Genomic DNA, 13,740 nt, shown 5'->3' with positions numbered 1-13,740 from the left:
CCAGATGTGGAAGCCCGGTAACGGGTGAAGCTGACTGGTACTAATAGGCCGAGGGCTTGTCCTCAGTTGCTCGCGTCCACTGTGTTAGTTCTGAAATAACGAACAGCTGTGTCCATGCCAGCGTTCAAATTTCATAGTGTTTCGGTGGTCATAGCGTTAGGGAAACGCCCGGTTACATTCCGAACCCGGAAGCTAAGCCTTTCAGCGCCGATGGTACTGCAGGGGGGACCCTGTGGGAGAGTAGGACGCCGCCGAACAATCATTGTGGGGAAGCCCCGCACCAAGCCTTCGGGCCCGGTGCGGGGCTTTTCTGCGTTCCGGAGACGGATCGTCCGTGGACGATCATGTTCGACTCCGGCATCCTGGCCGTCGTGGAATACGACGTGTGGGGCGATCTATGGGGCTCACCGACCTGTTGGACGCAGCCGAGGCCGAGTGGATCCCCGAGCACCTGCGGATCAGGCCCGATGACCGTGCCGCCTTCCGGGCCTGGGCGATGGAGATCGCGAACAGGGCCGCCTAGCGCCGATTCGGGCGAAAGCCTTCCGGGGCGGACATCTGTTCATATGATGTGCCTCCTTCGAACGCTTTGGGTGGGGGTACGGGTGCGCAGAGTCAGCGTCAGTGACGAGCGGGGCGGAAGACGCAGGAGAAGGCTCGTCCAGCGGGTGCTGGTCGGGTTGCTGGTGGCGGGTGTTTCCGTCGCGTGTGGTCCTGCGGAGGGTGACGGGCCGGCTGTGTCCCTGCCGCCGGTGGCCTCCTCGGCGGCGGCCGTTCCGTCGCCGTCGCCGACGTCCGCTCAGCCTTCCGAGTCGCTGCCGCCGTCACCGACACCCACGCCCTCCGCCTCCCCTTCGGCCCTGCCGAGCCGGTCGGTTCCGGTGGCGACCCGCTCGGCCGACCCGAAGCCGGCCGCGACGCAGGCGACGAAGCCGGTGGCTCCGCCCACGACGAAGGCGCCGAGCCGGCAGGCGACGGGCGAGTGCGAGATCGTCTCCAACGCCGGGAACTGCTACAACGCGGGCCAGTTCTGCCGGAAGACCGACCTGGGGCGGTCCACGCACGCGGGTAACGGGCGCCTGATCCATTGCCGGCTGGACGGCAGCCAGCCGCGCTGGCAGTACTAGGTCGTCTCTTTTGGATCTTGCCGGTTAAGCCCGCGTCGTCTGGTGCCGTGCATCGCAAGGCGGAGGGGCGCCCGAGTACTGGACGTACTTGGGTGCCCCGACAACGCGGCGAGGTGCGGTGCCAGGCGGCGCGGGTCAGGCAAGATCCGAAAGAGACGACCTAGGGCACGCCTACAGGCGGCCGGCGGCCTTGAGGGAGAGGTAGGCGTCGGCCAGGGCTGGGGCCAGGGTGTCCGGGGTGGCGTCGACGACGTGGACGCCGTGGCGGGAGAGCTGGTCGGCGGTGCGGTGGCGCTGGGACCGGGCCTGGGTGCCGGCCGCGGCTTCGTAGACCGCGTCCACGCTGCCGCGGGACTTCGTCATCTCCTCGACGTGCGGGTCGGCGACCGAGGCCAGCAGAACCGTGTGGCGCTGTGTGAGTTGGGGGAGCAGCGGGAGCAGGCCCTCTTCGATCGGGGCCGCGTCCAGGCTCGTCAGGAGGACCACCAGGGACCGGCGCGGGGCGCTGCGGAGGATGGTGGAGACCAGGGTGCGGGCGTCCGTCTCGACCAGTTCCGGTTCGAGGGAGGCCATCGCGTTGACGAAGGACGGGAGGATGTCGGCCGCCGCGCGTCCCTGGATCTGGGCGCGGGGGCGGCGGTCGTGGGCCAGCAGGTCGACGCGGTCGCCGGCGCGGGTGGCCAGGGCGGCGAGGAGCAGGGCCGCGTCCATCGCGGAGTCCAGGCGGGGGGCGTCGCCGACGCGGCCCGCCGAGGTACGGCCGGTGTCGAGGCAGATCAGGATGTGCCGGTCGCGTTCGGGGCGCCAGGTGCGGACGGCCACCTTCTGCTGGCGGGCGGTGGCGCGCCAGTCGATGGAGCGGGTGTCGTCGCCCGGGACGTAGTCGCGGAGGCTGTCGAACTCGGTGCCCTCACCGCGCGTCAGAACGCTGGTACGGCCGTCCAGTTCGCGCAGCCGGGCCAGCCGGGAGGGCAGGTGCTTGCGGCTGGTGAAGGGCGGCAGGACCCGGACCGTCCAGGGGGCGGGGTGGGAGCCCTGGCGGGCCCACAGGCCCAGGGGGCCGTACGAGCGGATCGTGACGCGGTCCGCCCGGCGGTCGCCGCGGCGGGTGGGGAGCAGACGGGTGGTCAGCCGGCGGCGCTCGCCCGCGGGGATGGTCACGGAGTGGCGGGAGGCCGCCTGCTCCGTGCCCGGGAGCCAGCTGCTCGGGGGCCAGGCGTCGCGGACGCGGGCCCGTAGGGTGCGGCCGCTGGGGTTGGTGACGGTGAGGTGCACGTCCGCCGGTTCGCCGAGGCGGACCGAAGTGTCGCCCGAGCGGGCCAGCTTGAGGCCGCGGACCGGCGCTGCCAGGGCGTAGTCGACCGCGCAGGCCAGGGCGATCGGACCGTTGACCGCGAGCATCCCCGTCCAGCTCGGTTCCAGGACGCCGACCGGAATGCTGCCGAGGGCCGCCAGCAGGGCGGCGCGTCCGGTGAGGGCCATCAGCGGGGGACGGGGACGTGGGAGAGGATCGCCGTGATGACGGCGTCGGCGGTGACTCCCTCCATCTCCGCTTCCGGGCGCAGCTGGACGCGGTGGCGCAGGGTCGGCAGGGAGAGGGCCTTGACGTCGTCGGGGGTGACGTAGTCGCGGCCGGTGAGCCAGGCCCAGGCGCGGGCGGTGGCCAGCAGGGCGGTCGCGCCGCGGGGGGAGACGCCGAGGGTGAGCGAGGGCGATTCGCGGGTGGCGCGGCAGATGTCGACGACGTAGCCGGCGATCTCGGGCGATACGGAGACCTTGGCGACGGCCTCGCGGGCCGCTTCGAGCTGGGCCGGGCCGGCGACCGGGCGGACGCCGGCGGCGTGCAGGTCACGGGGGTTGAAGCCGGCGGCGTGGCGGGTCAGGACGCCGATCTCGTCCTCGCGGGAGGGGAGGGGGACGGTGAGCTTGAGGAGGAAGCGGTCGAGCTGGGCTTCCGGGAGGGGGTACGTGCCCTCGTACTCGACCGGGTTCATGGTGGCGGCGACGAGGAAGGGCTCGGGGAGCTTGCGCGGGGTGCCGTCGACCGTGACCTGGCGTTCCTCCATTGCTTCGAGGAGGGAGGACTGGGTCTTGGGCGGGGTGCGGTTGATCTCGTCCGCGAGGAGGAGGTTGGTGAAGACCGGGCCGTTCTGGAAGGAGAACTCGGCGGTGCGGGCGTCGTAGACGAGGGAGCCGGTGACATCGCTCGGCATCAGGTCGGGGGTGAACTGGACGCGCTTGGTGTCGAGTTCGAGGGATGCGGCGAGGGCCCGTACGAGGAGGGTCTTCGCGACGCCGGGGACGCCTTCGAGGAGGACGTGGCCGCGGCACAGGAGCGCGACGACGAGACCGGTGACGGCCGAGTCCTGGCCGACCACGGCCTTGCCGATCTCGGTGCGGAGCGCTTCGAGGGAAGCGCGGGCGCTGTCCGCGGTCACAGCCGCGGACTCGGTGGCCGGGTACGTCATGACGTACGGACCTCTCTTTCGAGGGCGTCGAGGTGGTCGGCGAGCGCGACGAGTGCCGCGTCGTCGGGGGGAGTGGGGCCGAAGAGGAGGGTGGTGACGTCGCGGGTGCCGTGCTGTGTGGCGTTCCCCGTGCCGTTCTGCGTGCCGGACGTGCTGCCGTACGTGCCGTTCGTCAGCCGGGCGGAGACCGCCGGGACCAGGGCGGCGGGCTCGTGGGCGCGGGTGTGCGGTACGCCGGTGAGGGCGGCGAGGCGTTCGCGGGTGGCGGCGCGCAGCACGGTGGCGGCGCGGTCGCGGGCGCCGGCCTTGCGGTACAGGCGGGCGCGGCCCTCGGTGGCCTCGGAGGCGCGGATGGCGACGGGCAGCTTCTCGGTGACGAGGGGGCCGAGCCGGCGGGCGCGCCACAGGGCGGCGAGGACGGCGGCGAGGAAGAGCTGGAGCAGGGCCCAGGACCAGCCGGCCGGGACCAGTTCGAAGAGGGTCTTGTCCTCGCCGGCGCCGGGGTCCGGGTCGGAGTCCGCGAGGGACGGCATGTACCAGACGAGGTCCGGGCGGGAGCCGAGGAGTTGGAGCGCGAGGGAGGCGTTGCCCTCCTCGGCGAGGCTCTCGTTGAGGAGGATCGTCTCGGATCCGAGGAGGACGGTGTCGCCGCCGGTCCCTGCCGGGAGGGTGAGCAGGGTGGGGTGGCCGCCGCTGGGGTAGCAGGCGGTGGCTCCCGGGAGGCTGGTGGTGTAGCGCAGGCCGCCACCGGTTGCCGCGCGGCCGGCGGAGGTCGCGGCGGGCAGGGTGCAGTCGGGGCCGGGGGCCGGGGCGTCCGTGGCGGCGTCGCCCTGGGCGCGGACGCCGGGGGAGAGGTCGGGGAGGCTGTGGCTGCCGGGGGCGAGCAGGACGGTGCGGCCGCCGGAGAGGTCGATGGCCGAGCGGATCGTGCGGCGCTGGGTGGTGCCGAGGCGGTCCGGGTCGGCGACGAGGAGGGTGGTGTGGGGGCCGGTGGCCTCGGCGGCCTCGGCGGCGGTGGTGACGACGCGGGTCGTCACGCCGCGGGCCTTGAGGAGCTCGGCGACGGCGCGGCTGCCGAGGGGGTCGGCGGAGCGGGGGTCCAGGTAGCCGTGGCGGGTGCCGGAGTTGAGGGCGGCCAGGATGACCACGCCGGCCGTCAGGACGGCCAGTGCGGCGAGGATGCGGCGGGCTTGGCGGGTGCGGGTCGCTTTGGCGGGGGCGCCGCTGGGGCTGCCCGTGCCGGGGTTGCCTGAGCCGGCGCCCGTGCCGGGGCTGGGTGGGGGGGGGGGGGTTTCGGCGGGGCCGGGCGCGCGCCGGGGCGTCTCCTCGGACGCCGAACGTGACGAGGGGTCGGAGAGCGGAGCCTTGTTGTGTTCGGCGCCCTGCGGGGATCGCCCCGACACACTCCCGGCCCCGCCGAAACCGCCCGGGGGAGCCGAGGGCCCGGGCTCGTTGGGGTCGGGGGTCTGCGGGGATCGGCCTGGCGTGCTCTCGGCCTCGCCGTAGCCGTCCTGGGGGGTGGAGCCCTGGGGGGATTGCCACGGGGTGCCTCCCGTGGGCATGGGCCCGTTCGGGGGCGTCATGGGGTGGGTCCCGTCAGGAGGGGCTTGGTGGTGGTGAGGGTGAGGTCGAGGGTGCGGAGGCGGGCGTAGGTGTCGGCGTCGGCGGTGCGGCCGCCGTAGGTGACGTCGTCGAAGGTGCGGGCGGCGGCGCGGAGGTCCTCGGCGTGGGCGGGGAGGGAGACGGCGGCTTCGGCGGCCGCCTCGTCGGCGGTGCGGCCCGGGCGGGGGTCCAGGAGGGTGCGTTCCTCCAGGGAGCGGACGACGGCGCGCATGCGTTCCTGGACGGCTTCGGTCCACCGGCCGGCGGCGGCGTGGGCGTCGGCGGCCTTGCGGTGGTCGGCGGCGCTGCGGATGCCGTCGTCGAAGAGGGTGCCCGGGGTGGTGGTGGCGCGGCTCGGGGAGCCCAGGCGCCACCACAGGGCGGCTGCGGCCAGGATGACCAGGAGGAGGACGGCGAGCAGGCCGACGCCGCCTCCGGGGGTTGCCCCGGAGGCGGCGCCGAACAGGTCGTCGAGCCAGTCGAAGAACGCGCGGAGCGCGCGGTCCGGCATGCTCGGGTCGTTCTCGTGGTACATCGGCTTGGCCAGCTCGCGCTCGGCCGCCTCACGGGCGGCTTCGCGCGGTGTCGTCACCGGCGGGACCTCCGCGAGCATCACCCGTAGTTCTCGACGCCGGCCGCCCGGGCGAGCTCCAGGTCGAGGCCCTCGCGGCGGATGCGCTGGTCGACGTAGAGGAGGACGGTGACGCCGGACTGGAACGGCATGACGATCGTCTGCGCGATGATCAGGCCGATGGCGGAGAGGATCAGCGTGCCCCAGGCGGTCTGGGCGGAACCGTCCGCCAGGGCGTCCATTCCGCCGCCGAAGGCGATGAGGCCGGCCCACTGGAACGGCATGACGATCATCGCCGCGAGCAGGGTCGCGATGAGGCCGGTGAGGGCCGTGATGCCGAAGACGCGCCACCAGGCGCCCTTGACCAGCTTCGAGGAGCGGGCGAAGGCCTTGAGGACGGTGCTCTTCTCCAGCATCAGGGCGGGCGAGGCCAGGCTGAACTTGATCCCCAGCCAGAGCAGGAGGGGGAGCCAGACGACGAAGCCGAGGACGATCAGGCCGATGTTGTCGGCGAGGATGCCGGGCAGGACCAGTACGGCGCCCATCAGGAGGGCGCCGAGTGCCATCAGCAGGGTGAGCCCGATCAGGCGCAGCAGCTGGGGGCGGGCGTCGCGCCAGGCGGCGGAGACCGAGGAGTGCTGGCCGAGTACCGCCCGGCTGAAGATCATGGTGAGCATCGCGGTGACCACGATGGTGCCGAGGACCTGGATGAACTGGTTCACCGCCGACGCCCCGAGGGTGCTGCCGAGGCTGTCGAACATCTGCTCGGCCGTGACGTCGTCGCTCGGCGTGAGGATGAGGTCCTTCAGCATGAACCGCTGCACGAAGACGCCGATCACCTGGACGACCGTGGCCACGACCAGGGTGATGGGCAGCACCGAGCGCCAGTGCGTGCGCATGGTGGCGACCGCGCCGTCGAGGATCTCGCCCAGGCCCAGGGGGCGCAGGGGGATCACACCGGGCTTGGCGGCCGGGGGGCTGCCCCACTGGCCGGATCCGCCCGGGTGGCCGTACTGGGGGCCGTTCTGGGCTCCGTACGGGGTGTTCTGGGGCTGACCCCAGCCTCCCGTGGCCGGCTGCGGCGGGGGCGGCGGTGTCGGCGGGGTTTCGGGCGTGCCCGGGCTCGACCACTGGCCGGGCGGAGGCTGCTCGGCGGACCACTTGGGGTCGCCGGCGGGCCGGTCGGGCTGCTGCGCGCCGCCGTCGGTGTCCGGCTGGTCGGCGGGGGTTCCCGGCCGATCGCCGTCGGACGGAGAGGATCCGGGCGTAGCCCAGCCCGGAGAGTCGTTCATCGTCGCTCCTTCACGTGCACTGCGGCGGGGGCGCTGGTCGCTGCCATCGTGCCACGTGGGGGTCCCGAACGGAGTAGGGGTTTGCGGGCCCCGCTCCACCTGGCCGTCCCCCCGGATCTCCGGCAGCCCTTACCTTCAATTGTCGCCCGGATCCGGGGCAGACTGGTCGACCTGATCTCCACGCAGGTCGGAAGGGCGATTTCCAGCCCTTTTGGCTGTGGGACAGCTCACCGCCGGGTAACGATTAGCTAATGGGATGATGTCAACCATGAAGGGACGCGTCCTTGTCGTCGACGACGACACCGCGCTGGCCGAGATGCTCGGCATTGTGCTGCGTGGAGAAGGTTTTGAGCCGTCGTTCGTAGCGGACGGTGACAAGGCACTTGCTGCCTTCCGGGAGGCGAAGCCGGACCTGGTACTGCTCGACCTCATGCTGCCCGGACGGGACGGCATAGAGGTGTGCAGGCTGATCAGGGCCGAGTCCGGTGTGCCGATCGTCATGCTCACCGCCAAGAGCGACACGGTGGACGTCGTCGTGGGTCTGGAGTCCGGGGCCGACGACTACATGGTCAAGCCGTTCAAGCCGAAGGAGCTGGTGGCCCGCATCCGGGCCCGTCTGCGCCGGTCGGAGGAGCCCGCGCCCGAGCAGCTGGCCATCGGTGACCTGGTCATCGACGTGGCCGGACACTCGGTCAAGCGCGACGGTGCCTCCATCGCCCTGACCCCGCTCGAGTTCGACCTGCTGGTCGCCCTCGCGCGCAAGCCCTGGCAGGTGTTCACCCGAGAGGTGCTGCTGGAGCAGGTCTGGGGCTACCGGCACGCGGCGGACACCCGACTGGTGAACGTGCACGTGCAGCGCCTGCGCTCCAAGGTGGAGAAGGACCCGGAGCGCCCCGAGATCGTCGTGACGGTGCGCGGTGTCGGCTACAAGGCCGGACCCAGCTGAGGTGCAGTCCGGTACGTCCGCCGCGTCCGGCAGCGGCCGCGGCGGCTCCCGCTGGCGCGGCCTCTGGGCCGGCCGGCCGTTCCAGGACGGCGCGCCCGGCAGCCCTGTGCTGCGGCTGTGCGTACGCCTCGTACGCCGGCCGCTGGTTCCGGCCGTCCGGCTGTGGCGCCGCAACATCCAGCTCCGGGTGGTCGCCGCCACCCTGCTGATCTCGCTGGCGGTGGTCCTCGCCCTGGGCGTCGTCGTGATCGCCCAGGTCAGCAGGGGGCTGCTCGAGGCCAAGGAGCAGGCGGCGCAGAGCCAGGCGGCGGGCGGATTCGCGGTCGCGCAGGAGAAGGCCAACGCCCCCGCGACCGTGGACGGGCCCGACGCCACCGACAACAAGGTCGGCCGGGACGCCAGTACCTGGATGAACTCCCTGGTCAAGCAGCTGGCCAGTGGCGGCCAGACCGCCTTCGAGGTCGTCGCGCTCGGCGCCGGCACCGGGGAGCAGACCCTGCCCGGGACACAGGGCGTCAAGGGCGCCCGTGCCTCGGGCAACGTCGATCCGACCGCCAGCGTGCCCGTCAAGCTGCGCCAGGCCGTCAACCACGCCACCGGTGCCTTCAAGACCTTCTCCGAGATCCGCTACACCGCGGGGTCCGGGGACAAGGCCCCCGAGCCGGCGCTGGTCGTGGGCAAGCGGCTCACCGACATCAACGGGGACCCGTACGACCTGTACTACCTCTTCCCGCTCACGCAGGAGGAGGAGTCCCTCAACCTGATCAAGGTCACCATCGTGACCGCGGGCCTGTTCGTCGTCGTCCTGCTCTGCGGGATCGCCTGGCTCGTCGTACGCCAGGTGGTGACCCCTGTGCGGATGGCCGCCGGGATCGCCGAGCGGCTCTCGGCCGGCCGGCTCCAGGAACGGATGAAGGTCACCGGCGAGGACGACATCGCGCGGCTGGGCGAGGCCTTCAACAAGATGGCGCAGAACCTCCAGCTGAAGATCCAGCAGCTGGAGGAGCTGTCGCGGATGCAGCGCCGGTTCGTCTCGGACGTCTCGCACGAGCTGCGCACGCCGCTGACGACGGTACGGATGGCGGCCGACGTCATCCACGACGCCCGGGTCGACTTCGACCCGATCACCGCGCGCTCCGCCGAGCTGCTCGCCGGTCAGCTGGACCGCTTCGAGTCGCTCCTCGCCGACCTGCTGGAGATCAGCCGCTTCGACGCCGGGGCCGCGGCCCTGGAGGCCGAGCCGATCGACCTGCGGGACGTCGTACGCCGGGTCATCGACGGGGCCGAGCCGCTCGCCGAGCACAAGGGCACGCGGATCCGGGTCCTCGGCGACACCCAGCCCGTCATCGCCGAGGCCGACTCGCGGCGCGTGGAGCGGGTGCTGCGCAACCTCGTCGTCAACGCCGTGGAGCACGGCGAGGGCCGCGACGTGGTGGTCCGGCTGGCGTCCGCGGGCGGGGCCGTCGCCGTCGCCGTACGGGACTACGGCGTCGGGCTGAAGCCCGGCGAGGCCACCCGCGTCTTCAACCGCTTCTGGCGGGCCGACCCGGCGCGGGCGCGCACCACCGGCGGGACCGGCCTCGGCCTGTCCATCGCCGTCGAGGACGCCCGGCTGCACGGCGGCTGGCTCCAGGCCTGGGGCGAGCCGGGCGGCGGCTCGCAGTTCCGGCTGACCCTGCCGCGCACGGCCGACGAGCCGCTGCGGGGCTCCCCCATCCCGCTGGAGCCCGAGGATTCCCGGGCCAACCGGGCCAGGGCCGTCGCCGAGGCCGCGGGCCGCACGGCGGACCGCCCGGCCGCGGACCCCGGCGACCGCTCGCCGATACCGCCGCGGTCGCCGGTCACCGGAGCGCTGCCGGTGCCCGCCGACCCGACGGCCCTGCCGGGCAACGGGGCCCGGGTGGTGGCCCGCCCGGCCGAGCAGCCACAACAGGAGGATCGAGCCGATGGACGCTGAGCCCGAGAACGCGCGGCCCGGGGGCGGCGCGCGGGTACGGGGCCGGCGGCTGCGCACCCTGCGGGCGTACGCCTTCGGCGCGGCCGGGCTGCTGCTCGCCGGCTGCGCCTCCATGCCCGATCACGGCGAGATCCGCGAGGTGCAGGCCTCGCAGGGCGTCGATTCGCAGGTCCGCGTGTTCGGCGTACCGCCCGCCGACAAGGCGAGCGCGGCCGACATCGTCGACGGCTTCCTGGAGGCGATGACCAGCGACGACCCGCAGCTGGAGACCGCCCGGAAGTACCTCACGGAGGAGGCCGCGAAGAGCTGGAAGCCCGGCTCCGCCGTCACCGTGCTCTCGTCCGGCCTGGACCGGGTCTCGATCCGCGGCGAGAAGGACCCGGACGGGCCCCGCTGGAAGGTGACCGGCACGAAGCTCGCGACCGTGGACGAGCGCAACGCCTACCAGCCGCAGACCGGCGGCGAGAAGTACGAGGAGTACCTCCAGCTCGTCCAGGACGAGGACAAGCAGTGGCGGATCTCCTCGCCGCCCAACGGTCTCGTGCTCAGCGAGTCGGACTTCCAGCGCATCTACATGCCGGTCAACAAGTACTACTTCGCGGGCGGCACGCTCGTCGCGGACCCCGTCTACGTGCGCCAGCGCACCGATCCGGACTCGCGGATGGACCCCGCCACGCAGACGGTGCAGTCGCTGCTCGCCGGGCCGTCGAGGTGGCTCGGCCCCGTCGTCGAGTCCAGCTTCCCCACCGGCACGCAACTGCGCGAGGGCACCAAGTCCCTTTCGTACGACCGGCAGAACACGCTGCGGGTGCCGCTCAACGACAAGGCCGACAACGTTGCCCAGCCGCAGTGCAAGAAGATGGCCACCCAACTCCTGTACACGGTCAAGGACCTGACGGGCTCCCGGCTCGACCAGGTCGAGATCCTGCGCTCCGACGACAAGTCGTCCTCGCTGTGCTCGGTGACCGAGCTGAACGCGGCCGCGATCGCCAACCGGCCCCGGATTCCCGACTACCAGTACTTCGTCGACGACCAGAAGCGCCTGGTCCGGATGAAGCTGGACGTGACCAGCGAGGAACAGCAGCGGGCCGAGGCCGTGCCGGGGCCGCTGACCACCACGCCCGTCTTCAAGGTCGGCTCGGCGGCCGTGACGTACGACGAGCGGCGCGCGGCCGTGGTCTCCGAGGACGGGCACGGGCTGTACGTGGTGCCCCTGGTGGGCGGCGGGCCGATGCCGCAGCCGCTGCCCGTCGGCAAGGACAGCACGCTGACGGCGCCCAGCTGGGACGCGGCCGGCGACCTGTGGGTCGCGGACGCCGATCCGCAGCACCCGGGGCTGTGGCGGGTGCCCGGCGGGGCCGGGACCCCGGAGAAGGTGCAGGTGGCCGGGTTGGACGGCGGGCGGATCGCCTCGCTGAAGGCCTCTTCCGACGGGGTGCGGATCGCGCTCCTCGTGGAGAAGAGCGGCCGCAAGAACCTGTTCGTCGGGCGGATCGAACGGCCCGATGGCAAGGGTGACGCCTCGGCGGTGTCGGTGCGCGAGCTGCGCCCGGCCGCCCCGCAGATGGCGGAGGTGACGACGATGAGCTGGGCGCCGCACGGGCGGCTGCTCGTGGTGGGCCGGGAGAGCCGCGGGGTGCAGCAGGCCCGCTACATGCTGGCGGACGGTTCGATGGTCGCGGCGAGCCTGCCGGGGGCGGCCGGGCTGTCGGCGGTCGCGGCCGCGGCCTCGGAGGACGAGTCGAAGCCGAAGCCGGTGGTGGCGTACTCGGAGGACGGGATCGTGTACCTGCCTCCGGGCGCGCAGTGGCGCACGGTGGCGGTGGGCGGCCGGGCTCCGGTGTACCCGGGCTGACCTGGCGCTGACCTGCGGCTGACCTGTGGCTGAGGCGCGGCCGAGGCGCGGGTGCGGGCTCGCCCGCGGCTCCGTCCACAGGGGTGGCGGGCTCCGTCGGGGTCCGTCAGTGTGGAGGGGTGCGCGGGTGGTGGCAGGAGCTGGCCGGGCTGGTCCTGCCGGTCGACTGCGCCGGCTGCGGGGCGGTCCGGGTGCTGGTGTGCGCGGGCTGTCGGGAGACGCTGAGCGGGGCCGGCGCGGGGCCGGTGCGGCCTTCTCCGCGTCCTGCGGGCCTTCCGGTGGTGCGGGCCGCCGCCGTCTACGAGGGGGGCGTACGGGCCCTCCTGCTGGCCCACAAGGAGCGCGGGGCGCTGCCGTTGGCCGGGGTGCTCGGCGAGGCCCTGGCGGGGGCCGTCCTGGCGGGCGGTCCGGTGGGCGGTCCGGTCCGTGCGGGCCCGCCTGCCGCGGAAGTGGCCCTGGTGCCGGTGCCGTCGGCGCGGCGGCAGGTCCGGGCGCGCGGGCACGATCCGGCGCGCAGGATCGCCCTGGCGGCCGCGGGGCGGCTGCGGCGGGCCGGTGTTCCCGCGCGCGTGGCGCCCGTACTGCGGCTGCGGCGGGCGGTGGCGGACCAGGCGGGGCTCGGGGCCCGGCAGCGCCGGGAGAACCTCGCGGGGGCGCTGACGGTGTGCCGGGACGGGGCGCGGCTGACGGACGGGGCGGCGATCGTGCTCGTGGACGACCTCATCACCACCGGGGCGACGCTGGCGGAGGCGGCCCGGGCGGTGCGTGCGGCCGGGCTGGCCGCGGGCCCGGGGGACGCACTGCGGGCAGCGGTGGTCGCCGCGCCCGCGGACTCGTTCGGGCGGCTCCCCGGGGCGGTGCCCCGCCGGGCTGCCACGCGGACCGGTCGAAAATCTCGTGAATAGATTTGGAACTGGCGGGGAAGGCCCATCGTTGCAGGTAGTAAGAGGGAACAGCCACTTGACTGGAAGTACATTCCGGTAGCGGGTGCCGACAACCGTCATAGAGGGATATGTTCGGTTGTAAGGAACTCAGGAGGCTGTCTCTCGACTCCGAAGTCGGTGGGGTGTCGATCTTGCCGATGGGGGAGGAGGAGGTGAAAGTCGCCAAGTCCGAGGCTCCGGCCTTCACCGGAGTCTGGTGCGAAAGGGAGACGCTTCGCCCCGTCGGGCGGAGCTATCCGGGAACGGAGTTCTGCGTGGACATCGTCGTCAAGGGCCGCAAGACCGAAGTGCCCGAGCGGTTCCGCAAGCACGTGGCCGAGAAGCTGAATCCGGAGCGGATCCAGAAGCTCGACGCCAAGGTGATCAGCTTGGACGTCGAGGTGTCCAAGGAGCACAACCCGCGGCAGGCCGACCGTTCCGACCGCGTGGAGATCACCCTGCGTTCGCGGGGCCCGGTGATCCGGGCCGAGGCCGCCGCCGCCGACCCGTACGCGGCGCTCGACCTCGCTCAGGACAAGCTGGAGGCCCGGCTGCGCAAGCAGCACGACAAGCGTTACACCCGCCGTGGCAACGGCCGGCTCTCGGCGGCGGAGGTCGCCGACGTGGTGCCGGGCGTCGCGTCGCTCAACGGCAGTGGCCAGGTGGTCACCGAGGAGAAGGCGGACGGGGTTCCGATCACCCGGATCGGATCCATCGAAGTGCAGGGCGAAGGCCCGCTCGTCGTCCGCGAGAAGACCCACTCGGCCGCACCCATGTCGCTCGACCAGGCTCTGTACGAGATGGAGCTGGTCGGCCACGACTTCTATCTGTTCGTCGACTCCGAGACGAAGCTGCCCAGCGTGGTCTACCGACGTCACGCATACGACTACGGCGTCATCCACGTGAACCCCGACGGGGCCTCCAGCTCGGAGGAGCCGCGAGGCGGCGCCGGCGGCGCGCTCGGCGGCTGAACCGACCGTTCTTTGCCCCCGCGGGGAC

General features: G+C 72.9%; 12 protein-coding genes and 1 rRNA gene. 7 read left to right on the top strand and 6 right to left on the bottom strand.

Annotated elements, in window-relative coordinates; translation table 11 throughout:
• Positions 1 to 140: 140 nt before the first annotated feature.
• Both rrf and ACFYZ4_RS24240 read left to right on the top strand, forming a co-directional pair.
• Positions 141 to 257 (top strand): 5S ribosomal RNA (gene rrf, locus ACFYZ4_RS24245).
• Positions 258 to 397: 140 nt separating this feature from the next.
• Entirely contained in the window at positions 398 to 523 is a 126-nt protein-coding gene (locus ACFYZ4_RS24240) for a hypothetical protein (protein ID WP_390784796.1), read from the top strand.
• A gap of 276 nt (positions 524 to 799) precedes the next feature.
• Here the strand turns inward: ACFYZ4_RS24240 and ACFYZ4_RS24235 are convergent, their stop codons facing one another.
• The 6 genes from ACFYZ4_RS24235 to ACFYZ4_RS24210 all read right to left on the bottom strand — a co-directional run bounded on the left by ACFYZ4_RS24235 (position 800) and on the right by ACFYZ4_RS24210 (position 7,060).
• On the bottom strand, positions 800 to 1,000 hold the full coding sequence (locus ACFYZ4_RS24235; RefSeq protein WP_390784795.1) for a hypothetical protein: 201 nt from the start codon (positions 998 to 1,000) through the stop codon (positions 800 to 802).
• A 298-nt stretch (positions 1,001 to 1,298) separates the two neighbouring features.
• Positions 1,299 to 2,609, bottom strand: a complete 1,311-nt coding sequence (locus tag ACFYZ4_RS24230; RefSeq protein ID WP_390784794.1) for a DUF58 domain-containing protein — start codon at positions 2,607 to 2,609, stop codon at positions 1,299 to 1,301.
• On the bottom strand, positions 2,609 to 3,595 hold the full coding sequence (locus tag ACFYZ4_RS24225) for a MoxR family ATPase (protein ID WP_351300640.1): 987 nt from the start codon (positions 3,593 to 3,595) through the stop codon (positions 2,609 to 2,611). The genes ACFYZ4_RS24230 and ACFYZ4_RS24225 overlap by 1 nt, the downstream gene beginning before the upstream one ends.
• Positions 3,592 to 4,998, bottom strand: a complete 1,407-nt coding sequence (locus tag ACFYZ4_RS24220) for a DUF4350 domain-containing protein (protein WP_390784793.1) — start codon at positions 4,996 to 4,998, stop codon at positions 3,592 to 3,594. The genes ACFYZ4_RS24225 and ACFYZ4_RS24220 overlap by 4 nt, the downstream gene beginning before the upstream one ends.
• Before the next feature lie 176 nt (positions 4,999 to 5,174).
• On the bottom strand, positions 5,175 to 5,810 hold the full coding sequence (locus ACFYZ4_RS24215) for a DUF4129 domain-containing protein (RefSeq protein ID WP_390784792.1): 636 nt from the start codon (positions 5,808 to 5,810) through the stop codon (positions 5,175 to 5,177).
• Entirely contained in the window at positions 5,810 to 7,060 is a 1,251-nt protein-coding gene (locus ACFYZ4_RS24210) for a glycerophosphoryl diester phosphodiesterase membrane domain-containing protein (RefSeq protein WP_351300649.1), read from the bottom strand. Before ACFYZ4_RS24210 ends, ACFYZ4_RS24215 begins: the two co-directional genes overlap by 1 nt.
• 256 nt (positions 7,061 to 7,316) lie before the next feature.
• Here ACFYZ4_RS24210 and mtrA point away from each other — a divergent pair, with 256 nt between their 5' ends.
• The 5 genes from mtrA (at position 7,317) to hpf (ending at position 13,712) form a co-directional block, all read left to right on the top strand.
• Complete coding sequence (mtrA, locus tag ACFYZ4_RS24205; RefSeq protein ID WP_327735705.1) at positions 7,317 to 8,006, top strand: two-component system response regulator MtrA; 690 nt, start codon at positions 7,317 to 7,319, stop codon at positions 8,004 to 8,006.
• Position 8,007: 1 nt separating this feature from the next.
• The gene (mtrB, locus tag ACFYZ4_RS24200; RefSeq protein WP_390784791.1) at positions 8,008 to 9,963 is read left to right on the top strand and encodes an MtrAB system histidine kinase MtrB; all 1,956 of its coding nucleotides are present in this window, start codon (positions 8,008 to 8,010) and stop codon (positions 9,961 to 9,963) included.
• Entirely contained in the window at positions 9,953 to 11,818 is a 1,866-nt protein-coding gene (locus ACFYZ4_RS24195; protein WP_351300659.1) for an LpqB family beta-propeller domain-containing protein, read from the top strand. Before mtrB ends, ACFYZ4_RS24195 begins: the two co-directional genes overlap by 11 nt.
• 119 nt (positions 11,819 to 11,937) lie before the next feature.
• Positions 11,938 to 12,723 (top strand): ComF family protein, encoded by a 786-nt coding sequence (locus tag ACFYZ4_RS24190; RefSeq protein WP_351300662.1) that lies wholly within the window; start codon positions 11,938 to 11,940, stop codon positions 12,721 to 12,723.
• A gap of 293 nt (positions 12,724 to 13,016) precedes the next feature.
• Positions 13,017 to 13,712, top strand: coding sequence for a ribosome hibernation-promoting factor, HPF/YfiA family (gene hpf / locus ACFYZ4_RS24185; protein WP_351300677.1), 696 nt, complete (start codon positions 13,017 to 13,019; stop codon positions 13,710 to 13,712).
• The last annotated feature ends 28 nt before the right edge of the window (positions 13,713 to 13,740 follow it).

The organism is Streptomyces sp. NPDC001513, from assembly GCF_042894695.1.
GTDB lineage: Bacteria > Actinomycetota > Actinomycetes > Streptomycetales > Streptomycetaceae > Streptomyces.
This window is presented reverse-complemented; position numbering and strand designations above follow the sequence as displayed.